Annotated in this window: 27 protein-coding genes and 2 pseudogenes; 11 read left to right on the top strand and 18 right to left on the bottom strand. The window is 49.2% G+C overall.

Annotation, left to right across the window (positions count from 1 at the left end; translation table 11 throughout):
• Positions 1-30: 30 nt before the first annotated feature.
• Positions 31-927, top strand: a complete 897-nt coding sequence (locus tag EH206_RS00920; protein ID WP_009110960.1) for a hypothetical protein — start codon at positions 31-33, stop codon at positions 925-927.
• A 453-nt stretch (positions 928-1,380) separates the two neighbouring features.
• The gene (locus EH206_RS00915) at positions 1,381-2,223 is read left to right on the top strand and encodes a glycosyltransferase family 2 protein (RefSeq protein WP_009110959.1); all 843 of its coding nucleotides are present in this window, start codon (positions 1,381-1,383) and stop codon (positions 2,221-2,223) included.
• A gap of 336 nt (positions 2,224-2,559) precedes the next feature.
• On the opposite strand, the gene EH206_RS00910 is transcribed toward EH206_RS00915, so the two are convergent.
• The 5 genes and pseudogenes from EH206_RS00910 to EH206_RS23270 all read right to left on the bottom strand — a co-directional run.
• Positions 2,560-2,829, bottom strand: coding sequence for a Txe/YoeB family addiction module toxin (locus EH206_RS00910; protein WP_009110958.1), 270 nt, complete (start codon positions 2,827-2,829; stop codon positions 2,560-2,562).
• A gap of 1 nt (position 2,830) precedes the next feature.
• Positions 2,831-3,082 carry a type II toxin-antitoxin system Phd/YefM family antitoxin gene (locus tag EH206_RS00905; protein WP_009110957.1) on the bottom strand — a complete coding sequence of 84 codons (252 nt, stop codon included), beginning with the start codon at positions 3,080-3,082 and terminating at the stop codon, positions 2,831-2,833.
• Positions 3,083-3,188: 106 nt separating this feature from the next.
• Positions 3,189-3,686, bottom strand: coding sequence for a type II toxin-antitoxin system YhaV family toxin (locus EH206_RS00900; RefSeq protein ID WP_009110956.1), 498 nt, complete (start codon positions 3,684-3,686; stop codon positions 3,189-3,191).
• Positions 3,687-3,692: 6 nt separating this feature from the next.
• Positions 3,693-4,046 (bottom strand): type II toxin-antitoxin system PrlF family antitoxin, encoded by a 354-nt coding sequence (locus tag EH206_RS00895; protein WP_009110955.1) that lies wholly within the window; start codon positions 4,044-4,046, stop codon positions 3,693-3,695.
• Positions 4,047-4,157: 111 nt separating this feature from the next.
• Positions 4,158-4,343 (bottom strand): annotated as a pseudogene (locus tag EH206_RS23270) (IS3 family transposase); the annotation flags it as partial.
• Here EH206_RS23270 and EH206_RS00890 point away from each other — a divergent pair.
• The 4 genes from EH206_RS00890 to EH206_RS00875 all read left to right on the top strand — a co-directional run bounded on the left by EH206_RS00890 (position 4,297) and on the right by EH206_RS00875 (position 7,164).
• Positions 4,297-5,016 carry an aldehyde dehydrogenase family protein gene (locus EH206_RS00890; protein WP_050815585.1) on the top strand — a complete coding sequence of 240 codons (720 nt, stop codon included), beginning with the start codon at positions 4,297-4,299 and terminating at the stop codon, positions 5,014-5,016. The pseudogene EH206_RS23270 and the gene EH206_RS00890 overlap by 47 nt on opposite strands.
• Positions 5,017-5,059: 43 nt before the next feature.
• Positions 5,060-6,214, top strand: a complete 1,155-nt coding sequence (lldD, locus tag EH206_RS00885; RefSeq protein WP_009110954.1) for an FMN-dependent L-lactate dehydrogenase LldD — start codon at positions 5,060-5,062, stop codon at positions 6,212-6,214.
• 183 nt (positions 6,215-6,397) lie between these two features.
• A complete protein-coding gene (locus EH206_RS00880; RefSeq protein ID WP_009110953.1) occupies positions 6,398-6,709 on the top strand; it encodes a type II toxin-antitoxin system HigB family toxin in 312 nt (103 codons plus the stop codon).
• On the top strand, positions 6,706-7,164 hold the full coding sequence (locus EH206_RS00875; protein ID WP_009110952.1) for a helix-turn-helix domain-containing protein: 459 nt from the start codon (positions 6,706-6,708) through the stop codon (positions 7,162-7,164). The genes EH206_RS00880 and EH206_RS00875 overlap by 4 nt, the downstream gene beginning before the upstream one ends.
• 67 nt (positions 7,165-7,231) lie before the next feature.
• Here EH206_RS00875 and EH206_RS00870 read toward each other — a convergent pair whose 3' ends face one another.
• The 6 genes and pseudogenes from EH206_RS00870 to EH206_RS00845 all read right to left on the bottom strand — a co-directional run bounded on the left by EH206_RS00870 (position 7,232) and on the right by EH206_RS00845 (position 13,004).
• Positions 7,232-8,371, bottom strand: a complete 1,140-nt coding sequence (locus tag EH206_RS00870) for a hypothetical protein (RefSeq protein ID WP_009110951.1) — start codon at positions 8,369-8,371, stop codon at positions 7,232-7,234.
• Between the two features lie 81 nt (positions 8,372-8,452).
• Complete coding sequence (locus tag EH206_RS00865; RefSeq protein WP_009110950.1) at positions 8,453-9,712, bottom strand: type II toxin-antitoxin system HipA family toxin; 1,260 nt, start codon at positions 9,710-9,712, stop codon at positions 8,453-8,455.
• Positions 9,687-10,025, bottom strand: coding sequence for a helix-turn-helix domain-containing protein (locus tag EH206_RS00860; RefSeq protein WP_040343574.1), 339 nt, complete (start codon positions 10,023-10,025; stop codon positions 9,687-9,689). The genes EH206_RS00865 and EH206_RS00860 overlap by 26 nt, the downstream gene beginning before the upstream one ends.
• A 183-nt stretch (positions 10,026-10,208) precedes the next feature.
• Positions 10,209-11,447: an ATP-binding protein gene (locus tag EH206_RS00855; protein ID WP_009110948.1), complete on the bottom strand. Its 1,239-nt coding sequence runs from the start codon at positions 11,445-11,447 to the stop codon at positions 10,209-10,211.
• Positions 11,448-11,718: 271 nt separating this feature from the next.
• A pseudogene (locus EH206_RS23580) lies at positions 11,719-12,678 on the bottom strand (type II toxin-antitoxin system HipA family toxin).
• Positions 12,679-12,692: 14 nt separating this feature from the next.
• Positions 12,693-13,004 carry a helix-turn-helix domain-containing protein gene (locus EH206_RS00845; RefSeq protein ID WP_009110947.1) on the bottom strand — a complete coding sequence of 104 codons (312 nt, stop codon included), beginning with the start codon at positions 13,002-13,004 and terminating at the stop codon, positions 12,693-12,695.
• 260 nt (positions 13,005-13,264) lie between these two features.
• On the opposite strand from EH206_RS00845, the gene waaA reads away from it, so the two are divergent.
• Together waaA and coaD are read left to right on the top strand one after the other, a co-directional pair.
• A complete protein-coding gene (gene waaA, locus EH206_RS00840; protein ID WP_009110946.1) occupies positions 13,265-14,542 on the top strand; it encodes a lipid IV(A) 3-deoxy-D-manno-octulosonic acid transferase in 1,278 nt (425 codons plus the stop codon).
• Between the two features lie 35 nt (positions 14,543-14,577).
• Positions 14,578-15,057, top strand: coding sequence for a pantetheine-phosphate adenylyltransferase (coaD, locus tag EH206_RS00835; protein ID WP_009110945.1), 480 nt, complete (start codon positions 14,578-14,580; stop codon positions 15,055-15,057).
• A gap of 22 nt (positions 15,058-15,079) precedes the next feature.
• On the opposite strand, the gene EH206_RS00830 is transcribed toward coaD, so the two are convergent.
• The 5 genes from EH206_RS00830 to radC all read right to left on the bottom strand — a co-directional run bounded on the left by EH206_RS00830 (position 15,080) and on the right by radC (position 18,479).
• A complete protein-coding gene (locus EH206_RS00830) occupies positions 15,080-16,066 on the bottom strand; it encodes a glycosyltransferase family 9 protein (protein WP_040343573.1) in 987 nt (328 codons plus the stop codon).
• A 157-nt stretch (positions 16,067-16,223) separates the two neighbouring features.
• On the bottom strand, positions 16,224-17,033 hold the full coding sequence (gene mutM, locus EH206_RS00825) for a bifunctional DNA-formamidopyrimidine glycosylase/DNA-(apurinic or apyrimidinic site) lyase (RefSeq protein ID WP_009110943.1): 810 nt from the start codon (positions 17,031-17,033) through the stop codon (positions 16,224-16,226).
• Between the two features lie 127 nt (positions 17,034-17,160).
• Positions 17,161-17,328 (bottom strand): 50S ribosomal protein L33, encoded by a 168-nt coding sequence (gene rpmG / locus EH206_RS00820; protein WP_004392084.1) that lies wholly within the window; start codon positions 17,326-17,328, stop codon positions 17,161-17,163.
• An 11-nt stretch (positions 17,329-17,339) separates the two neighbouring features.
• Entirely contained in the window at positions 17,340-17,576 is a 237-nt protein-coding gene (gene rpmB, locus EH206_RS00815) for a 50S ribosomal protein L28 (RefSeq protein ID WP_009110942.1), read from the bottom strand.
• 237 nt (positions 17,577-17,813) lie between these two features.
• Positions 17,814-18,479, bottom strand: a complete 666-nt coding sequence (gene radC / locus EH206_RS00810; RefSeq protein WP_009110941.1) for a RadC family protein — start codon at positions 18,477-18,479, stop codon at positions 17,814-17,816.
• A gap of 187 nt (positions 18,480-18,666) precedes the next feature.
• On the opposite strand from radC, the gene coaBC reads away from it, so the two are divergent.
• From coaBC to slmA, 3 genes are all read left to right on the top strand, one after another.
• Complete coding sequence (gene coaBC / locus EH206_RS00805) at positions 18,667-19,923, top strand: bifunctional phosphopantothenoylcysteine decarboxylase/phosphopantothenate--cysteine ligase CoaBC (RefSeq protein WP_050815633.1); 1,257 nt, start codon at positions 18,667-18,669, stop codon at positions 19,921-19,923.
• Positions 19,892-20,350, top strand: coding sequence for a dUTP diphosphatase (gene dut, locus EH206_RS00800; RefSeq protein ID WP_009110939.1), 459 nt, complete (start codon positions 19,892-19,894; stop codon positions 20,348-20,350). The genes coaBC and dut overlap by 32 nt, the downstream gene beginning before the upstream one ends.
• Before the next feature lie 113 nt (positions 20,351-20,463).
• Positions 20,464-21,060, top strand: a complete 597-nt coding sequence (gene slmA, locus EH206_RS00795) for a nucleoid occlusion factor SlmA (protein ID WP_009110938.1) — start codon at positions 20,464-20,466, stop codon at positions 21,058-21,060.
• 58 nt (positions 21,061-21,118) lie between these two features.
• On the opposite strand, the gene pyrE is transcribed toward slmA, so the two are convergent.
• The gene (pyrE, locus tag EH206_RS00790; RefSeq protein WP_009110937.1) at positions 21,119-21,760 is read right to left on the bottom strand and encodes an orotate phosphoribosyltransferase; all 642 of its coding nucleotides are present in this window, start codon (positions 21,758-21,760) and stop codon (positions 21,119-21,121) included.
• Between the two features lie 234 nt (positions 21,761-21,994).
• A complete protein-coding gene (rph, locus tag EH206_RS00785) occupies positions 21,995-22,711 on the bottom strand; it encodes a ribonuclease PH (protein WP_009110936.1) in 717 nt (238 codons plus the stop codon).
• Positions 22,712-22,716: the final 5 nt, after the last annotated feature.

Genomic DNA, 22,716 nt, shown 5'->3' with positions numbered 1-22,716 from the left:
GAACCAGTAATAACTAAAAAAGATATTAATATGTTTATAAATGCTATCGTTGTTATATACAAATCTCGAATTGTACAATCTGATACCATTAAAGCAATATTTCAGGCAGATTTATCCCATATTAACTTAACGATTACCATATGGAACAATGGCCCCGAGTTTCTAGAGCAAGATGATATAAATAACTACATGGAAAAATGCCGCCAATATGGCATATCATCATCTGTCTACCAGGACATCCGAAACATATCCCTCAGCAAGATCTATAATCATTTCTTTTCGGAAAAAAAACATGACTTCTTTGTTGTTCTCGATCAAGACACCAGTATAGCGCCTGATTTTTTTTCTAATATATATACCAATAAGGACTATGAACTGATATGTCCCGAAGTCTACCTTGAGAATGATAATAACCAGCTTGACGGTCCAATTTACTATCCATCAAAAAAACAAGTACCTCCAGGCGACTTCAATGCTAATAGCATATTGACCTGTGGCTCAGGTTTATCAATATCATCCTCATTGTGCCAGAAAGCAATAAAACAGTTTGGGTTTATTTTTGATGAAAGATTTGCATTCTATTTGGCCGACCAAAGTTTTCTTATAAATTTAAAACACTTTGATTTTATCAAAGGTAAATGCATCGGAAAAATATTACACAACCTCTCCGGGCATGGCGAATTCAGGTTGATGAAAGAGTCCTCAAAACTGGAACATGGTTATGCTCTGGTATTAAGAAGAATCATATGGAAAAACAAGAGCAGCATAATAAAAAATTATTTCCATGCAATTAAATTCATCTTTGAGGCAAGATGCAGTTATTCCAGTGCGATGAAGATATTAAAATGCGTGTTTGCAGGTCGGCACCCGAGATCAGAATTCGAAATTGATAAAAATATAAAACCAACCGATCAGCTCGATTATTAGAAATAAAGGAAAGTTATTTAATCCATATCAAAAAAAATGACATGCTCATTCTTTGATACAGCACCTTACACTTTAGAGTTTATTTATGGTTCACAAACTGACACCCAGCAAGAGTATTCGGCTGGCTATTGGTGCAATTTTCAAAAATAAACGTGAATGGGTAGAGTTGATTATGCGATCTGTTAAACGGCTTGATACTATTTAGCAGCCCTCAGTTATACAGGACAGGCCGTTGTTTTAGTCTCATCGAACAAATAAAAATTGAGTAGCAAGTCTCACCGAAAAACTCGGTTGAAATATCATGTTATGATATCTTGGATAAAAGGAATATGAGAAAAATAGCAGATAAAGTGATATGATATTATATAACACCCCTATCATGACTCCCTTTTAAAATAAATATTATAAGACATATTAATAGAGAATTATATTACTGCATAAGGAACATTAGTTATGTGTCCACTCGTGTCTATATACATATCAACATATAATAGAGCTCCAAAATTAAGCAGAGCGATTAATTCTGTTATCAACCAAGATTATAAGAATATAGAAATTATCATATGCGATGACTGCTCAAATGATAACACACTAGATGTTGTGAAAAAATTAGCCAGCGAAGATTCAAGAATAAAGTACTTAAGAACAGATAAAAATAATGGGCCTTCAGCAGCAAGAAACTTAGGTATATTCAGTGCAAGAGGAGAGTATATAACAGGTCTTGATGATGATGACGAATTCACAACAGATAGAATCTCATATTTCATTACAAACTGGAATGAGGATTTTTCTTTTGTTTATTGTAATTTCATTGAATCTTATGAAGATAAAGAATGCTCATATTACCCAGATAACAACAATATCGAAAAAATAGAAACCTCTGAGTTGTTATTTAATAACATAGCATCCAACCAGATTTTCACAAAGACAGAGCGAATGAGAGCTGTTGGCGGATTCGATGAAAAATGCCGCACAATTGAAGATTGGGATTTATGGTTAAGACTAGCAGACAAGTATGGAAAAGGAATCCGCCTTCCTAAACTGACATATGTTATGCATCACGATCGTAATAGCTCATATAGAGTAAGTAAAAGTTATCCATTTCATCTTGCCTATAGAGAGTTTGTGTACAGGAATCAGAAAATTTATGAGAATTATATGAAAGAAAGATTCTATTCATTTATAAAATATTTAGACCTTCTCGCTTTGAAAGAAAATAATAAAAAAACATGCTTCGATAAGCTCCATCAGTCTTTTTTAAAGAAAAAGCTAAAATATAAAAATATAAAAATATAAAAATATAAAAATATAAAAATATAAAAATATAAAAATATAAAAATATAAAAATATAAAAATATAAAAATATATTAGATGATAATTACAAAATAAATAAATATTATTTTTTAAATAAATAATTAATTTTCACGTATATCCAGTTTAAATAACCGCGCCTAATAGCGCTACACCTTTTCCTTTCTATGGTCGGCTCCCGAAAAGGGATTTATCGTTTTCATACAGTGGCGAACTCTGTCCAGTAATTTTCAGATAAAACAACACTAAAAATCCAGATGAGGATCAACTGCGCAATTTGGCAAAAATAGAAAAGCCGGGCAAGAATGAATCGAATACGCACTATTTGTAATGGAATCTACATTGCACGATTTCCAGTTGCTGAGCATCGCCTTTTCCCGATACACGGTAGACGAACCGATGCTCGCCGGATATCCGCCGTGACCAGAAACCTGAGAGGTCACCTTTAAGTGGTTCCGGCTTAGCTAACCCCTTGAAAGGTGACCTCTTCGTATCCTTGATCAAATCATTGATTTTCCCAGCCATGCTGGGATCCGTTTCCTGCCAGAATAAGTACTCCTGCCAAGCATGCTCTGTCCATAGAAGTTTCATATCAGAGAGTCGGATCCACCTCTACCACCTTCCCGTCACCAAGCTGCTTAATGCTCTCGCGCAGCCGATCAGAATTTGCCGGAGTTGAAAGCAAGTGCAGGGTTTCCAGGATGGATTCGTATTCACCCTCTGCCAGCATGACCATCGCCTCTGACCCTTGGCGTGTAACAAGCAACGGCGCCCTTGATGAGATAACCTGGTCAAAATGCGCAGCGATGTTCTGGCGGAATTCTGTCAAACGAACGTGTGCCATAGCTATGTCTCCTCCAGATAGAAAATGTACATATTAACGTACAGATTAGTCGTGATAATTGAATAAGTCAACGTTTGATACCCATACCAGCGATGGAAGCCTGTATTCAAATATCTTGCGATTGTCCCAATAACTGCTTGAAAGCATGCTGATCGTTACATTCAGCAAGTAGCTGCTCCCAGTCATCCGGCGGATGGCCGCTTTCGAGCATATTGTTGAATACTTTGTATGCGTCAGTTTTTGCGCCATATGTGCGCAGGCTTTGAACATCGTTAACCCAAGCGAGAATGATAATTCTGCTGCCGGAATCGTAGCGAAAAAACAGGCGGTACTGTTGATAAAATTTGGCGCGAAACCAGTGCTTGTATTCAGCCCCCAATGTATCCCCTTGTCGAAACACGGAATTGGCGGGATCGACGGTAATGACGTTCATAATCAGGTGCCAGATGGCGGCAAGACGTTTAGTCGCTTTCTTATTCTTATAGCCATCCGAGCTTTCCACCTTTAATTTTTCAACCTCCTTCGTCAATTCCTCCAACTGCCGAATAAACAGCGGGTGCGCCACAACATACCATCCGTTGATATTATATGTTTTCCCGTCCATACATTATCAATCCTCATCATCCGATAATGGTGAATCCAGATCTCCCCATTCCACACCGGCGACAAGCCCACCGATGCGATCCACCAGTTCAGCAGATAACGGCTGAAGTGATGTGGCCGGATTGGCCGCGATATCACGAGCGAGGAATTCAAGAAAACGACCAATAACGGGGTCGGACTCGTCATCGTTTTTACGGGGAATCAATACATCGCCGTTCGGCAATACGCGGTACTGAATACGATCCACGCCTTTTTTTAAATTCAGGGTACGCAGGATCGTGGCCGGAATAGTGGTCTGCCCACGCTCCGTAATTTTTGATTCGCAGATATCAACCGGTTTAAGTTCAGTTAGTGCAGCCATAATATTGTCTCCTCCGCTATCTGCCGTTTAAAGTAATGCACTTTCATTGCCAATGCAAATGCATTATCTCCCACCCGGTCAGTGTCAAGGTTGTTGTCACCCCCTGCTGATTTAAGCTGCCTGCTTTTCCCGCTCTGGATTAAGTGTCACGGTACTTATCGGTTGCCAGTTTCTTGTTTCACCTGACCAACGTTCCGGATGCGCCACTTGGGCCGCTCGGTACACTTCATCCCGCCGCATCAGGATCATTTTGTCATCACCACTGTGTCGCTGCGCCGGCGTCACCACCGGTATTCTGCCATGGAATTTTCCGTTCTTCCTCATCGCCCGCAAGGCCGCGCCGGCGCTGATCACCGGTAACACCATCGTTATCAAGCCCAGCGAAATTACGCCCAACAACGCGATAATTTTCGCCGAAATCATTCATAACATCGGTTTGCCCAAAGGGGTACTGAACATCGTCACCGGCTTCGGCCCCACCGTGGGACAAGAGCTGGATATGGGGCCGTTAATCAGCGCGGCGGCGTTGCAGCGGGTGGAGGACAAAGTGGCGAAAGCCGTATCGCAGGGGGCGAAAGTGTTGATCGGCGGCCAGCGCGCAGGCGGAACCGGTTATTTTTACCCGCCGACGCTGCTGGTGGACGTTAAACAGGATATGCCGATTATGCATGAAGAGGTGTTCGGCCCGGTGCTGCCGGTGGCGACATTCGCCACGCTGGAAGAGGCCATGGCCATGGCCAACGATAGCGAATACGGCCTGACGTCGTCGATCTATACGCAAAATATCAACACCGCGATGCAGGCGCTGAAGCAGCTGAAATTCGGCGAAACCTATATCAATCGCGAGAATTTCGAGGCGATGCAGGGTTTCCATGCGGGGTGGCGTAAATCGGGCGTCGGCGGCGCCGACGGCAAACACGGCTTGCAGGAATATCTGCAAACGCACGTGGCTTATCTACAATTCCACTAAAGGCCATTTCGTTAACCCAAGAAAAAGATAACGAGAAACCACGATGATCATTTCCGCTTCAACGGACTACCGCGCGGCGGCGCAGCGCAAGCTGCCGCCGTTTCTGTTCCACTATATTGACGGCGGCGCGTATAACGAGCATACCCTCAGGCGCAATACCGCCGATCTGGCCGATATCGCGCTACGCCAGCGCATCCTGAAAAACATGTCCGAGCTGAGTCTGGAGACGCAGTTATTCGGTGAGAAGCTGGCGATGCCGGTGGCGCTGGCCCCCGTGGGTCTGACCGGCATGTATGCCCGACGCGGAGAAGTGCAGGCCGCGCGCGCGGCGGCGCAAAAAGGCATTCCGTTTACCTTGTCCACCGTCTCGGTCTGCCCCATCGAGGAAGTGGCGCCCGCCATCGACCGCCCCATGTGGTTTCAGCTTTACGTATTGAAAGATCGCGGTTTTATGCGCAACGCGTTGGAGCGCGCGCAGGCGGCGGGCGTGAAGACGCTGGTCTTTACCGTGGATATGCCGGTTCCGGGAGCGCGTTATCGCGATGCGCATTCCGGGATGAGCGGCCCGAATGCATCCGCCCGCCGTTTGTTGCAGGCGGTGACGCATCCGCGGTGGGCGTGGGACGTCGGCCTGAACGGCAAACCGCACGATCTCGGCAACGTCTCCGCCTATCGCGGGAAACCGACCACGCTGGAAGATTATATCGGCTGGCTGGCAGCGAACTTCGATCCCTCCATTTCGTGGCAAGATTTGGCGTGGATCCGTGAGTTCTGGACCGGCCCGATGATCATCAAAGGCATTCTCGACCCGGAGGACGCCAGAGAGGCGGTGAAATTCGGCGCGGATGGCATCGTGGTTTCCAACCACGGCGGCCGCCAGCTCGACGGCGTGCTGTCGACGGCGCACGCCTTGCCGGCGATCGCCGACGCGGTAAAAGGCGATATCACCATTCTGGCGGATTCCGGCATTCGCACCGGACTGGATGTGGTGCGGATGATTGCGCTGGGCGCGGACGGCGTGCTGCTGGGACGCGCCTTTGTCTATGCGCTGGCGGCCGCGGGCGAGGCGGGCGTGGTTAACCTGCTAAACCTGATCGACAAAGAGATGCGCGTGGCGATGACGTTGACCGGCGCCAAATCCATCGCCGAAATCGGCGCGGACTCGCTGGCGTATGGCATATCGCCGGGCGTTCGCTAAACGAATATGGGCGCCCCGGCGCCATTTCTGTAATGAACGTCGCCATTCGGCCAGTGCCAAAGTCGTTGGCCCCAAATAAGGTTACCGAAGTGCGAGTCGATGCGTTTTGTTTTCATCTTGAAAAGATTAAACATTGGGCGCATACTGTTTTCAAGATGAAAACAACGGCAGGGAAGCGCCAAATTGCATGTAATCAGCAGGCTGCCATTCAACGAGGCGGCATTGAAATATCCAAACAGCGCCGCAGCACTTTTTGACTTGCTGAGCATTTTGGAAAAACAGCAGTTTAGCAGCCCGGATGAAATGAGGAAGCAACTCCCTTCACTGGATAACTTCAAGTACCGGAACAAATGGTGGGTCATTGATGTGTCAGACAATACGCTACGACTCATGGCTTTCATTGATTACAGATTGCAGAAGATTTTCGTCAAGCACATCGTGACTCATGCCAAGTACGACAAACTGACGAAAAGCTATAGAGAGAACAAAGAATGACCCGTATAACGTTCACTCATGATGATAAAAGCAATGCGGCAAGTGCCGAAAGTATGATCAATACGTTCGCTCAGGCGGTAAAAAACATTCCTCTGCTGAACGGCGTGTATAGCGAAAGCGAATACAAAAACGCGCTCGCACTCATCGAATACATGATCGACCGGGACGATCTCGAAAATCCGCTTTTTGAGCCTCTCGCCGCCAAGATTGCAGAGTATGAAAGAACCGCACCGGAGTTCACTGAAATGAACCTGCGGTTAAATAATATTCAGAATGGCGTTGCGGTTGTACGCACTATCATGGATCAATACGGCTTGAAAGCTGCCGACCTGGCGGCGGAACTAGGATCCAAATCTAACGTGAGCAATATTCTCAGCGGGCGCCGCGCATTAACCGTTCAGCACATCAAAGCTCTCTCTTTGCGTTTTAACGTGCCGGCGGATGCGTTTATTTAATTCTTTTTATTATTTTTTAATATCAATTTGTTAATGCTGTTATGCCGAGTCCGGGATGCGTGCAGTGTTAAGGCTTACCCCCCATGACCTTTTGAGTTAGCGACTCCAGCCGTCCGATCAGCGCCTTGCGTTTTTTATGTTGCTCGATAAAACTCTGGTAGGGAGTAATAAACTCCGCTAAGGCTTCATTAGTTTGGTAAGCATCAAATAATTCTTGCAGAATAGAGGTTGCCTGGTTATACGCACTTGCATGCCCTTGCTCCGCACATTTAATTGCGCTGTCCCAGTGCGTTGTCCGCGCCGCAAAAACCGTATTTAACCGCGTTCGTCTTTCAACCTGCTCTTGCGCCAGTCGTTTTTCTTCAGCCGCGAGCCGCTCCCGTTTTATTTCATCACTGGCCAACGGCCAATATTCCTGCAATGACGCCGCACTCAACCAATATTGATAATTCCGCTTTTCCAGCGGCTCTCTAATCAACATGCGTACCTGAGTCAGCGCCAACTGACCCTGTTCAAAAAGCAGACACAATAATCGGTCTTTATCGGCGGAAGAGAGCGCTGCCACCTGCTGCTCTGGGGAAAGAACCTTCGTATCAACAACGTGCGAGGGCGAGGATGTCAATAACATGCTCAAGGCTCTGACCGCTTCTAACCGAATATTGAAAAGTTCAGCGAATGCCAATTGCGCCCCGGTTAATTTATTAAAGTCGAACGCGATTAACGGTAGTTTATCCAGATCCTCACCGTCATAAGCTCGACTCAGCCAAGGTAAATATAAGACGCGATAATCCTCCGCCAGCAATTCGGCGCGCAATGCACTTAAATGTGAAAGAAATGCCTTCGCGTCCTCATCCTCCCGATAGCGTTCATCTTCATCCAGAGAAAACGTGAGTAGCTGATAGTCTTTATCTTCTGTAATGGAAACCATGACGTCATCGTCTATCGCCATAAATTCCTGTGGCAGCGTGCCAAAGGGTAATTTCAGATAGGCAATCACCTGCCCCCAATTGGCGTAATAAAAACCGATATCAAAATACTTCATCATCAGCTCGTCGGGGTCTGCATTTAAATCGCCATAATGGTAATAAACCGAAAAGGCGATCGAGTCGATCTCGGCTCGGCTTGAGATAGTCCGTAGCTGACGTCGTTGCTCGGGTGACAAAACGCCGTCCTGACGCTCAAATCGATAGTATTGATATTCAGCCATTATTCACTCGTCATTATCCATTTGGTTCTTATTGATGACAGAAGCCTTGTATCTCTTTGGCATGTGCTTTCACTTGATGTCTCAACATTTAATACGGAAATCGTTATGCAGATTTTGCCAATGTATTTGCAGTGCGATTTTATGTTCGTCTAACATGGGCAGAGTCGTTAATTGCTCGGGCCATAGCGTTCTCGCCTTTTCCATTATATCCAATAAATGCGGTTTTATGGCGACCCATGGCACCCCCACTTTATTTGCCCATAATTCAAAATGCCGCATGGTCATGTCACTCCATTGCTTGGTATTAACCATATTAAGCGCCAGACGGTCATGCTCAATATACGGTGCAGTAAATACCACATCATACAGCGGCGCAAGGCGTGGGAAGCGCTTATCTGCATAAATAAGTGTCCAATTTTTGAGATGGGCATCACCATTGCCCAGCAAGATATTTAGCAACAAGCGTCTCGCCATTTGTTGAATATCGGTCAGGCGATCGCGACTTGCGCGATACAGGGTTTGCCCTAATTGTTCATAATTCACTTTCTGATATTTACCTGCCGGGTACAGGCCAAATACTTGAGCAAAATCTTCACTGTGTACTCTGCCTTCAGCGCTACGATCAAAACGCTTAATACCGTAAGCGAATGTTTCATCAGGAAGGCGAATACTGGGTAATCCATCCAGTTCCTTAAGTTTAATCAGACGTATTTCCGGTATCTCTGCCCCTGCTACTTCCGCTAACTTCATGCAGGTATATTCGTTAATAGGAACCCCCTTATGCACCGTTGAGGGCGTCTTGATAATCCACATATCATCTGATATTTCTTTATCAATGTGGTAACGGCCATCGACTCTGGACGAAGAGAATTTCATCTGCACACCCGCCAGCGAAAATTTGCTGTCGGCATGTTTCACATCAATTTGCAATGGCTCAATATTAAGACGGTATCGCAAAGCCCATGATGGCATCTCTCCTGCCCGGATAGGTTTTGCGACAATGGCGCCGGGCAGGTTCATCCCTAAATACGCTAACAGCGGAAACTCATTACTGACATGACATTGCAGGGTATGGGCAACCCACTCGCGCAGCATTCCCTCAGGAAGTAAATTAGAAAGTACGGGAGGGATCTTTTCGGAACGCACCTGCGACTTACTGAGATAACTCGAATCCAGCAGTTGCCTGAGCGTCAATGTTGGTCGCATAGTCTCAGGCATTGCAAGATAATCGGGGGAAAAACCAAGAATATTCTTCCCCCCGGAATAGTGGGCAATGACACCAACCTGGATACCGTGCAGGTTAACGCTTAGCCCTTCAACTTTTTCCGTCTGTTTGGCCATGTTGCTTATCCTCAGAACCGAACCAGAACTGCAAGTCATCTGAATCATCTTCCAGCATGTCAGCAGTCTTACTCACTGAACTGTGGTCGGGCGGTTGAAGCGATTCTCCCGCCTCAATGGGCGTGATTGATAATTGCAGATTCAACCCCTCCAACACACGCAACAAAGTAGATAGCTTTACATCACTTCCCGCTTCAATTCTTTGATATTGTTGTTGTTTCATCCCTATACGCATATACATGTCTTTTTGCTCCATACCCAGAGCCTTACGGCGCTGAGATAGCACCTGAGCGATCGCACTTACCTTGTTCATATCCCGCACCTTAAACAATATATTCATTGTTTTTTTATCCATAAACAACATAATAGTTGTAAATCGACTATGGTACAACTTACCCATTGTTTTTATAAAACATGACAACGTTAAAGTTGTATAAACAGAATAAAGGAATCGTTTTAGGCCACACGAAATAGCTGACGTAGGGAGCAAGTGACGCTACCGCGCCCAAAGCCAATGGACAGGAACAGCAAAAGCGTTCGGTATATTTTTTAAAGGAAAGCAGTTGTTACCGGTATAGAACAAAACGCCCCCTCTCCAGTTGCTCCCCACCGCGTCGGCCAGACGGCGTAAACCAGCAGCATCCTTTTCCTGAAAAGTCGCGGATTTTTTTACCTCTACGCCCCACGCACCATCGCCCTGTTCAATGACCAAATCAACTTCAACCTGGTCTTTGTCACGATAGTGGGAAAATTTTAATTCGCTATTTACCCATCCCGCCTGGCAAATAAGTTGCTGGACAACAAAACTTTCCAGTATAGGCCCAAATTTACCATTAGGATTGCTCCATTGCTCGCGGGACTGACCGCAAAGATAACTCGCCATTCCTGAATCAATGACATAAACCTTGGGTGTTTTTACTAATCGATTGGCGCCATTTTTATGCCATGCCGGTAAACGCCTAATAAGGAAAAGCCGTTCAAGGAGAGTGAGGTATTTATCAATAGTCTGGCGGCTGAGTTGCAAATCACGGGAAACATTATTCACATTCAATAAATTACCCGTACGCAATGCAAGAAGCTTCATTAACGCCGCCAGTTCATCCGTATCCCGAATTTTTGCAATATCGCGAACATCTCTTTGTATGACGGCATCCAGATATTGTTCAAACCAGCGCCGGGCTCGTCGTCCTTCCCGCAGAGTAACTTCTGGATATCCTCCGGTAATGATCGCCTTCACTATATCCTCAATAGGAGCAATATTTCCTTTCACCGCAGGCTTAATCGCATTGGAAATAATCATTTCCAGCAGTGACCGATCGCAACGATGCTTTTCCTGCTCGGACAGGGGTTGCAAATAAATGACTTCCATGCGCCCGGCCAAAGAATCCTGAGCATTAGGTAGTAATAATAGATTTGCCGACCCGGTTAAAAGAAAACGGCCTGCTTTGCGGTTTTGATCAACATCCGCCTTAATTGCTATCAATAATTCGGGCACGCGCTGAACTTCATCCAAGGTGACATATTCCGGTAGCGAATGAACAAAACCCATTGGATCATTCTTCGCCGCCAGCAAAACTGAAGCGTCATCAAATGTGATGTATTCTCGACTCGGATCCAGCTCTTTAGCGAGAGTCGTTTTCCCTACCTGACGGGGCCCTAAAAGACAAACAACCGGCGTATCTGATAACGCTAGCTCCACTTCCCGTTTTAGGTATCTTGGAAAATTGTTCGTCATTTAGCCTTCTTAAAATTACCAAAAATTCTGGATACGAGCGTTCGGTTCAATCGCAAACCTCACTAGCGTCTAATTGCAAACTTAATTATCGTCTGATTGTAAACTTTACCACCGTCTGATTGCAAACTTAACCATCGTCTGATTGTAAACTTAACCTCGGATAAAAGTCAGAATAGATGATACCGGGAGGATTAAGCTATGCGCGAGCGCGAGGGATTTTGTGGCGAGAAATTGCAGCCTAACGGCGTTATGCCGGGTCGGTGATCGGCCGTCAGACGTTAAATGCTGCTGACATAAGCTCTTGTTCGCCCTTGCTGATATTCAGTTGTTCCGCAAGACGACGCCAATTACTGACGCTGGATAATACTTCATCCTTGATTTTTTTGCCTCAACGCTATTCAGCTGGAAAAAGCTGATAACCTCCATTGCCAAATCATAGTTCAAGCTATTGTCGTCATCGGTGATATTCAAATGTAAGCCTGTCGCGGGCGTTACCGGGTTGATGTCATATGCCGGAGAGAGTATCCAACCGCTATCCCGATAAATAAAACCATGATTTCTTAAATGGTCATCTGTGTTGGATACGGCGATGTTGAAAATAATACGCCGCCAGAGCTGCGCCAAATCCTCTCTGGTGGTAGCGCCATTTTCGGTCAGGAATTGTGCCAGTTCGAGATAGCTGGCCTCGTCGTCACCGTCATAGTAGCCCAACTGCGTCATCGCTGAGGTGAAATGAAACCGGGTATCAGGCTTGCGATCAAATCTCCGGGTCAAAAAGGTATGGTGAGGGCTGTTATATCGTTCTATTCTTGACTCCGCCATTTCAATACCTGCCCCTTGTGCCAATTGGTAGGTTAAAAATTCCCAGAGTGCAATATCATGCTCGTCATAGTACGCCTAATAGGTAATCTATTTCACCAAGCACTCTGGGTCGACGATCTTCCTGACGGGCAATAATCGCCTCCCGGCGTTTCATTAACAACCTTCCCCAGCGATCCGGGCAGGAATCCAGAAATACCCGAAAGTTCTTGGAATCTTGGCTATGTTGGTCCCCGGTATATAACTCCAAGTCCGGATCAATTTTTTGTACATAAGGGGAATGGAGCCATACGGCATCATAGCTGAAGCTAAAATGCTCTCTGCCTTTTATCATGTCCGAGCGCAGTTTGCCTATCCGCATAGGTTCGGTAAAATCCTGCCAGTCAGCAAAAACATAGACTTCGGTATTCATTGTTGTTTTCCTTTCTATTTATTCAGAAGTTCAATGTCTTGAAGCTTACGACCCAACTCATCGTCACTGGCCACTCTGGTCAAATCCTCCACCAACCCAAGTACGCTGAGTACAGCAACATAGTGACCCATTGACACCTTTGGATCACCCTGCTCGATTTTGCGAATGGTAAGACGACTGAGACCCGTCCTTTCCGAGATCATTACTTGCGTATATTTCCGTCGTTTACAGGCGAGCTTTATGTTTTCTCCCAACTGAGAAAGAATTTTTTGATTCTTGGGAAAGACGACTGCACTGCGCTTTTGATGGTTTTTTTCTATGGTCATTATTGTTACCAAATTGGCGTATTTTGATAAGTATAGTGCTCACCTATTTTTCTGTAAACAATTAACATGGAACCTTCGTTTATCATTTTTACCATATTATGGTAACCATAAGTGCCATATTGTAGTTTTCACCTCTTAAGGAAGATATTGAATACCCGGTATCCGCGCGAGAAATACCGGTCCTCTGTTTTACAATTAGCCTTATCCTGCTTAACCCGATAAAATCCCCCTCCAGCGATAACCAATAATAGCCAAGACCAATGTTACAAGCCCTTTACACCGTTCTTCTGTACCTTATCCAGCCGCTGATATGGATCCGACTGTGGATTCGCGGTCGCAAAGCGCCGGCTTACCGCAGGCGCTGGAGCGAGCGCTATGGATTTTGCGCCGAGAAAGTGCGGCCGGATGGCATCATGCTGCATTCCGTGTCTGTGGGAGAAACGCTGGCGGCCATTCCGCTGGTCAGGGCGCTGCGTCATCGTTACCCTAATCTGCCGATAACCGTCACCACCATGACGCCAACCGGTTCAGAGCGCGTGCGTTCCGCTTTCGGCGATTCGGTCTACCACGTCTATCTGCCTTACGATTTGCCCTTTGCGCTGCGACGTTTTTTTAATCAGGTGCGTCCCAAAGTGGTGATCATCATGGAAACCGAACTGTGGCCCAACCTGATCGCCGAACTGCATAAACGCAACATTCCCCTGGTGATCGCCAACGCGCGCCTCTCCGCGCGCTCAGCGGCCGGCTATAAAAAAATAGGCAGTCTGACGCGCCGCATTCTACAGCGCATCACCCTGGTTGCCGCGCAAAATCAGGAGGACGGGGAACGTTTTATCGCTCTCGGTTTGAAACGATCGAGTCTGACGGTTACCGGCAGCCTTAAGTTCGATATTTCCGTTACTCCGGAGCTGGCGGCCCGCGCGGTGACGCTGCGGCGTCAGTGGGCACCGCACCGCCCGGTATGGATCGCCACCAGCACCCACGAAGGCGAGGAAGCCATTGTGTTAGCCGCGCATCGTCAACTATTGGCGACCTACCCGGATTTGCTGCTTATTCTGGTGCCCCGGCACCCGGAACGATTCGCGGACACCCAGGCGCTGACGCAAAGCTCAGGTTTCACCTACACCTTGCGCAGCAGCGGCGAACAACCCTCGGCCAAGACGCAGGTGGTTATCGGCGATACCATGGGCGAATTGATGTTGCTATACGGCATTGCCGATCTGGCATTTGTCGGCGGCAGCCTGGTTGAACGAGGCGGGCACAACCCGCTCGAAGCCGCGGCGCATGCCATCCCCGTTCTGATGGGGCCGCATACTTTCAACTTTAAAGATATCTGCAATAAACTTGAGCAGGCGGATGGCCTGATTACCGTTACCGATACGGCCTCGCTGACCAAGGAAGTGGGGAATCTGCTCGCCGATGAGGACTACTGCCGCTATTATGGCAGGCATGCCGTCGAGGTGTTGCATCAGAATCAAGGGGCCCTGCAGAAGTTGCTCTCGTTGCTGGCGCCTTATCTGCCACCCCGCATCCACTAACTGGCAGCGGTTTTGAGCACAGGAGCGAAGGAAGCATGACGACCAAAGCGATTTACCCCGGCACTTTCGATCCGCTAACCAACGGTCACCTGGATTTACTGACCCGCGCATCGCGCCTGTTCGACCATCTGGTGCTGGCGGTGGCCGCCAGCCCGAGCAAAAAGACCTTATTTACCCTTGATGAGCGCGTGGCGCTGGCGCAGGAAGTCACCCGGCACCTGCCGAACGTGGAAGTCATCGGCTTTAGCGATCTGATGGCGCATTTCGCGCAAAGCCAACAAGCCACCATCCTGGTGCGTGGATTGCGCGCCGTTGCCGATTTCGAGTACGAACTTCAACTAGCGAAAATGAATCACCACCTGATGCCGGCGCTGGAAAGCGTATTCCTGATGCCTTCCGAAGAGTGGTCGTTTATTTCCTCTTCTCTGGTCAAGGAAGTAGCCCGTCACGGCGGCGATGTTGCTCCTTTCCTGCCCGGTCCGATTGCTGACGCATTAAACGATAAACTCCGGTAACGAAGCCAACGACAGGTGCGTTTTATTGCTGCGATTTATTTAACAGCGTAACTATCGCACGTTCTATCGAGGCAACGTAAATATCATCGACAATTTTTCCTTCATGAAGAAGGATATTCTCCACGCCGATGGGATACCAGCGTAAATACTTCTCAGGCCGGGACTCAAATAACGCCACAACGGGTATTTTCAATGCCGAGGCAAGATGCACCGGAGCGCTATCAGCCGAGACAACGATATCCAGATAACTCATCGCCGAGACTAAATCAGCTGCCGTATCAGTTGATACGCAGCGAGCGCGCTTACCTGACAGCTGTTCTTGCGCGGGCCGATCGTTAGGGGCATGGAAAATAATAATTTCCGTATCATTTCCTAATTTCTCAATCAGCTCACTCCACTTATCCCATGAGAGTCTTCGCGCCGGACTTTTATTGGAAATAAAGAATCCGATGCGCGGGCTAATCTTGTCGCCTAACCGCTCTCCCCATTTTTTGCTAAGCAATTCATTCGGATAAACATATAAATTCAGCTTATCAATATCGACCTTACCCAACTCGGGCAATAGTTCATAGCCTGAAAGCACCTCGTGCTTCATTGGTCTGGTGGCAATATGCGACTGATTCCGATCATCAAATCCGGTTTTTTCATTATGCCAGCGCGCATCTCTGACATTAAGTAAATTGGCGAACTGAACTGAGTTTTTATTCATCCCGCCATTGGGAATGACCAGCAAATCAAAATTTATTTTTCTTAAGGTAAAAATCAACTTTACCTTATCAAGCATGGCATTTAAAAAGCCGGGATTGATGTTTTTTTCATACTTCTTTGAATAAACATAATAATGTATCTTAGCGACATCCGGATTATCATCCAGAATAGGCGCATTATATTTATTAGCCAGTACATGGAGTTCCGAATCAGGCCAGCGTTTTTTCAAATCATGCAACAACGATGTCGTACATACCATATCACCAAGAAAATCTATACGAATAACTAATATGCGATTAATCTCTTTTTTATGTCTTACCTTTTTGAAAAAAAACATATCAATCCCTAAGCTGGCAATAATAAATAAAATACTTAATTAATCTATACGCAATAGATTGAAAAATGCCGACAGGCGACAAATCGCCCTGCGGCTTGAAATATGACGGGTACAACGTCAATCATCGCTGACAGACCCGACAGAAAAACGTGCTGCGCTGACCGTGTTTAGCTATTTGTATCGGCGCGCCGCAGACCCGGCAAGGCTCGCCGGTACGGCCGTAAACCTGCAGCTCCTGGGCAAAATATCCCGGCTTGCCGTCTGATTGCAGAAAATCACGCAGCGTTGTCCCGCCCTGCTCAATGGAACGCTGCAGCACCTGTTTGATGGTTTCCGCCAGTCGCGCCGTCTCGGCCTCGCTTAGCGAGCCGGCCGCTCGGTCCGGGTCGATGCCCGCCGCGAACAGGGATTCGCTGGCATAGATGTTCCCCACGCCAACCACCACTTTATTATCCATAATCCACAACTTAACCCGCGTCTTCTTGCCGCGTGATTTCTGGTGCAGATAGTCAGCGGAAAAATCATCACTCAGCGGTTCCGGCCCCAAATGGGCCAGCACCGTGCTCTCCTGCAGAGTGTTTGTCCATAGCCAGGCGCCGAAGCGGCGGGGATCGGTATAGCGCAGCACTTTGCCGCTATCCATCACCAAATCCACGTGATCGTGTTTACCCGGTTCGATGTACTCTGGCAGGATACGCAGACTGCCGGACATGCCCAGATGAACGATGATCCACCCGCCGGTTAATTCAATCAGCAGATATTTGGCGCGCCGATGCACCCCCAGAACGACCCGATCGCTGAGGGATAAAATCTCGCTGGAAACCGGCCAGCGCAAACGGGCGTTGCGCACTTCGGCATAGAGGATGGTATGGCCAACAAGGTAGGGCGAAATTCCGCGCCGACTGGTTTCAACCTCAGGCAATTCAGGCATGCGTTATCTCCTGGAAATTCTGGTGCCTGGCATAAAAGCGCACCGCCAGCGGCCCCCAAGACAGGGCTGAACAGACCAACGTAAAAAAACCCGGCCTTGGCCGGGTTTTTCAATAATCCACTAAAAATTATTTAATTTTAGCTTCTTTGTAGATCACGTGTTGACGGACAACCGGATCGAATTTCTTCAGTTCCAGTTTTTCCGGCTTCGTGCGCTTGTTCTTCGTGGTGGTATAGAAGTGACCAGTACCAGCAGAAGAAACCAGCTTGATCTTCTCGCGAACACCCTTAGCCATGATTCAGTTCCTTAATACTTTTCACCACGGGCACGCAGATCGGCCAGAACCGTCTCAATACCCTTCTTATCAATAACACGCATACCTTTAGCAGATACGCGCAGCGTTACAAAGCGCTTTTCACCTTCAACCCAGAAACGGTGTGAGTGCAGGTTCGGCAGAAAACGGCGTTTGGTCGCATTCAGTGCGTGGGAACGGTTATTACCGGTCACCGGACGCTTGCCAGTAACTTGGCAGACTCGGGACATGTCTATTCTCCAAAAATCAAATCAGCTCGAGCTTCGTATAGGGTGTCGCCGCCTCGTCAGGCTCTAGAGCCCATCTCAGCAACTTCACTGAAAAGACTCCGTCATCAGGGTAAACCTGCTGAGATAGGCTCTTAACGCCACACCCAAGATTCTCAAAGGTGGCGTAGTATACGCTCAGAAGCGTGAGCGCTCAAGTCCCGAACAGCTAAAGATCCCTCAGGATCGCGGAAAAATCGCTTAAATCCACCCGCGCTCGGCAAAAGAGACGTACTCGCCATGCCCGATAACCAGATGATCGAGCACGCGAATCTCCAACAGCAGACAAGCTTTGATAATTTGTTCGGTTATCGCACGATCGGCCTGACTGGGCTCCGCTTTCCCCGACGGGTGATTGTGCGCCAGAATCAACGCGGCGGCATTGCTTTTCAACGCTTCGCGCACAATTTCCCTCGGGTGTACTTCGACGCAGTCAATCGTACCAGCAAACATCTCCTGATGACGAATCACCCGATGCTGATTATCCAGAAACATGACTAAAAACACCTCCCGTTCCTGGCGGGACAGCAATAATTGCAGATACTGCCCGGTGATCTCCGGACTCAGCATCGCATTTTCCTTCGCCAGGCGGGACGAAAACAGCCGACGGGACAATTCCGCCACCGCTTTTAGCTGCGCGTATTTTGAAATGCCGACGCCTTTCGCCTGACAAAACGCCGCTCGATCGGCGGACATCAATTGATACAGCGAACCAAACTGCAGCAGCAAACTCTCCGCCAGTTGCATAACATGCATACCGGGCAACCCGGTGCGTAAAAAAATCGCCAGCAGTTCGGCATCCGTCAGCGCCTCTGCGCCTAAACTCACTAATTTCTCCCGCGGCGCCAACTCATTTCCCCAGCCCATCGAACCTCCTTCATTGACTGAACGCCATCATTACACGGCCCGGACAGCGGGACGACGTCAGCCGTAACAGGCTGCGAAGCGCTTCGCAATTATTGTCCGTCAATCGCTCTGAAGGCTTAACACTCCTCTCTCCAGTCAAGGTTATGGTAAAATAACGCCTCTTTCAGTTTTCAGTCGGACAATGATGATGACGGAACTTTCCAGCCTAAACGGGCTTTCCGCTAAACGTATTGCTGGCAAACGCATTGTGCTCGGTATCAGCGGGGGCATCGCCGCTTACAAATGCCCTGAGCTGGTAAGACGACTGCGCGACAGCGGTGCGGAAGTACGGGTTGTCATGACATCGGCCGCCAAAGCCTTTATCACGCCGCTGACCTTGCAGGCCGTGTCCGGCCATCCGGTGTCGGACGACCTGCTCGACCCGGCGGCCGAAGCCTCCATGGGCCATATCGAGCTGGGGAAATGGGCGGATTTGGTGATTCTGGCGCCGGCCACCGCCGACCTGATCGCGCGTCTGGCCGCCGGGATGGCCAACGATCTGCTGACCACCTTGTGTCTGGCGACGCCCGCCCCCATCGCCGTTGTTCCCGCCATGAATCAGCAGATGTACCGCGCGGCGCCGACGCAGGACAACCTGCGTACGCTGACGGCCCGCGGTTTGCAGCTATGGGGGCCGGACAGCGGCAGCCAGGCGTGCGGCGATATCGGCCCCGGTCGGATGATCGACCCGCTGGAGATTGTCGAACTGGCGCAACGCCACTTCACGCAGACCCGCGACCTGCAACATCTGAATATCATGATCACCGCCGGGCCGACGCGCGAAGCGCTTGACCCGGTGCGCTTCATCAGCAATCACAGTTCGGGGAAAATGGGCTTTGCCATTGCTCAGGCCGCCGCCGCCAGAGGCGCGAACGTTACGCTGATTACCGGGCCGGTGGCCCTGGCGACGCCGCCTGACGTTAAGCGTATCGATGTCAACAGCGCGCTGGATATGCGGCAGGCGGTAATGGCCGAAGCCGCGCGGCAGCATATCGTTATCGGCTGCGCCGCGGTCGCCGACTACCGAGCCAAGCTGGTCGCAGATGAAAAAATCAAAAAGCGCGGTGATGAAATGACTGTCACCCTGATCAAAAATCCGGATATCATCGCGGATGTCGCCGCCATGGATGAAAGCCGGCCTTATGTCGTCGGATTTGCCGCCGAAACCCAGAATGTGGAAGAATACGCGCGGCAAAAGCTGGCGCGTAAAAATCTGGATTTAATCTGCGCTAACGACGTTTCCCTTTCCGGGCATGGTTTTAACAGTGAAACCAATGCATTACATCTTTTCTGGCGCCACGGGGACAAGCAGTTGCCGCAATGTGACAAACGTCTTCTTGGCCAACATTTAATCGACGAGATTGTCAGCCGTTATGATGAAAAAAATCGACGTAAAGATTGTTGACCCGCGCATCGGTCAACAATTCCCATTACCCACCTACGCCACGCCGGGTTCCGCCGGGCTGGATCTGCGAGCCTGCCTGGATCGGGCGGTGGAGCTGCAAGCCGGGGAAACCGCGCTGATACCGACGGGGCTGGCGATTCATATTGCCGATACCAGCCTGGCGGCCATGGTTCTGCCGCGTTCCGGACTGGGCCACAAGCATGGCGTGGTATTAGGTAATCTGGTCGGGCTGATCGACTCCGATTATCAGGGGCAATTAATGGTTTCCGTCTGGAATCGCGGTCAGCAGACATTCACCATTGAACCGGGCGAGCGTATCGCCCAGATGATTTTCGTTCCCGTCGTTCAGGCCGAGTTTAATCTGGTCGAAGATTTCATCAGCAGCGAACGTGGAGAAGGCGGTTTCGGCCATTCGGGCCGTAACTAACACGCCCCTGCCATCCGGTATTATCAAAATTCATATAAGCCACAGCACGTTAATGTGACTGTGGCGCTGCCGGGTGCTTGTCGGTCAAATTTTTAGCAAGGGTCTTTTCAGACATGGCAGAAAAAGGAAATACGAAACGGAATCGTCGCGAGGAAATTTTGCAGGCGCTGGCGCAAATGCTGGAATCCAGCGACGGCAGCCAACGCATTACCACAGCAAAACTGGCCGCGAACGTTGGGGTATCTGAAGCCGCGCTTTATCGGCACTTCCCCAGTAAAACGCGCATGTTCGACAGCCTGATCGAGTTTATCGAGGATAGCCTGACTACCCGCATTAATCTGATTCTGCAGGATGAAAAAGAGACGTTTAACCGTCTGCGCCTGATTTTATTGCTTATTCTGGGGTTTGCGGAACGTAACCCGGGTTTGACCCGCATTCTCACCGGGCACGCGCTGATGTTTGAGCAGGACCGTTTGCAGGGCCGCATCAATCAGTTATTTGAACGTATCGAATCGCAGTTGCGTCAGGTATTGCGCGAGCAGAAATTACGTGACGGCAAGGGTTTTCAGCACGATGAAACGCTGCTCGCCAGCCAACTGCTGGCATTTTGCGAAGGCATGCTCTCGCGGTTTATCCGATCGGAATTCCGCTATCGCCCCACGCAGGAATTCGATACCCGCTGGCCTCTGCTGGCCGCACAGCTGCACTGACGTTCCTTCCCGTTGTCCGCTCCCGCCAGACGCCTTTCTGGCGGGAGCGGGCGATGGCTTAAATACCGTATTGCCGACGATATTCCTGCACCGCCGTCAGGTGTGCGGCCATTTCCGGTTTTTCCGCCAGATAGGCGACCAGATCCCGCAGCGTAATGATGGAGATCACCTTACACTGATAATCACGTTCTACTTCCTGAATAGCCGAAATCTCGGCGCGCCCGCGCTCCTGACGATCCAGCGCAATCATGATCCCGGCCAATGTGGCGCCGTGAGCCGCAATGATTTCCATTGATTCGCGGATCGCCGTACCAGCGGTGATAACGTCGTCAACCAGCATAACCCGTCCCTGGAGCGGACTGCCCACCAGGCTGCCGCCCTCGCCGTGATCTTTGGCTTCTTTGCGGTTAAAACAGTAAGGGAGATCGCGCTCGTGATGTTCCGCCAGCGCCACCGCCGTGGTGGTGGCGATCGGAATGCCTTTGTAGGCCGGGCCGAACAACAGATCGAAATCAATGCCTGAATCCACCAGCGCCTCAGCATAAAAACGCCCCAGCAACGCCAGGTCGCGCCCGGTATTAAATAATCCGGCATTAAAGAAATAAGGGCTTATACGTCCTGATTTCAGGGTAAATTCACCGAATTTCAATACCTGTTTGCTAAGCGCAAATTCAATAAACTGGCGCTGATAGGCTTTCATTACTGCGTCTCCTGAGCTCATGGGTGAATCGATGCGGCAGGTATGCACATACTCTCCATCGTCCCTGCGTAGGCAGGGACCAGCACCTGCCGGCAATTCGTTCTTATAAGATTCCCGCTTACTCGCCCCATCCCAATGGCTCGCTCTGCAGGCCGCCGCAAGCGACGTTCAAAAACATTCCTGTTTTTTTGTGCGGGAATGACGATGGAAAAGTAGGACTGTAGCTTTAAAAAATCAATCCGCCAGCGCGGCCTTCTGCGCGCGGATAATATTCTCAATCCCCGCGCGCGCCAACGCCAGCAGCGACAGCAGCTCTTCGTGGGTGAAAGGCTCGCCTTCGGCGGTGCCCTGCACTTCAATCATGCGGCCGTCTTCGGTCATCACCACGTTCATATCGGTTTCCGCGGCGGAATCCTCCACATATTCCAGATCGCAAACCGCCTCGCCGTTGACGATGCCGACGGAAACCGCCGCCACCATGCCTTTCAGCGGATTTTTCTTCAACTTGCCCTTGGCGACCATGCTGTTCAACGCATCGGCCAGCGCCACGCAGGCACCGGTAATCGACGCGGTACGCGTGCCGCCGTCCGCCTGCAATACATCGCAATCCAGCGTAATGGTGTACTCGCCCAGCGCTTTAAGATCGATGGCCGCCCGCAGCGAGCGGGCAATCAGGCGTTGGATCTCCAGCGTGCGCCCGCCCTGCTTGCCTTTTGCCGCTTCACGCGCGTTACGGCTGTGCGTGGCGCGCGGCAACATGCCATATTCGGCGGTGACCCAGCCCTGGCCTTGCCCTTTCAGAAAGCGCGGCACGCCCTCTTCAACCGTGGCATTACATAAAACCTTGGTATCGCCGAACTCAACCAAAACGGACCCTTCGGCATGTTTTGTGTAATGACGGGTTAATTTCAGGGGGCGTACTTGCTGTGCATTTCGGCCTGTAGGGCGCATGACTT

The sequence above is a fragment of the Brenneria nigrifluens DSM 30175 = ATCC 13028 genome (assembly GCF_005484965.1).
Lineage (GTDB): Bacteria > Pseudomonadota > Gammaproteobacteria > Enterobacterales > Enterobacteriaceae > Brenneria > Brenneria nigrifluens.
The sequence above is the reverse complement of the archived record's forward strand: the minus strand, read 5'-3'. Positions and strand labels throughout refer to the sequence as shown.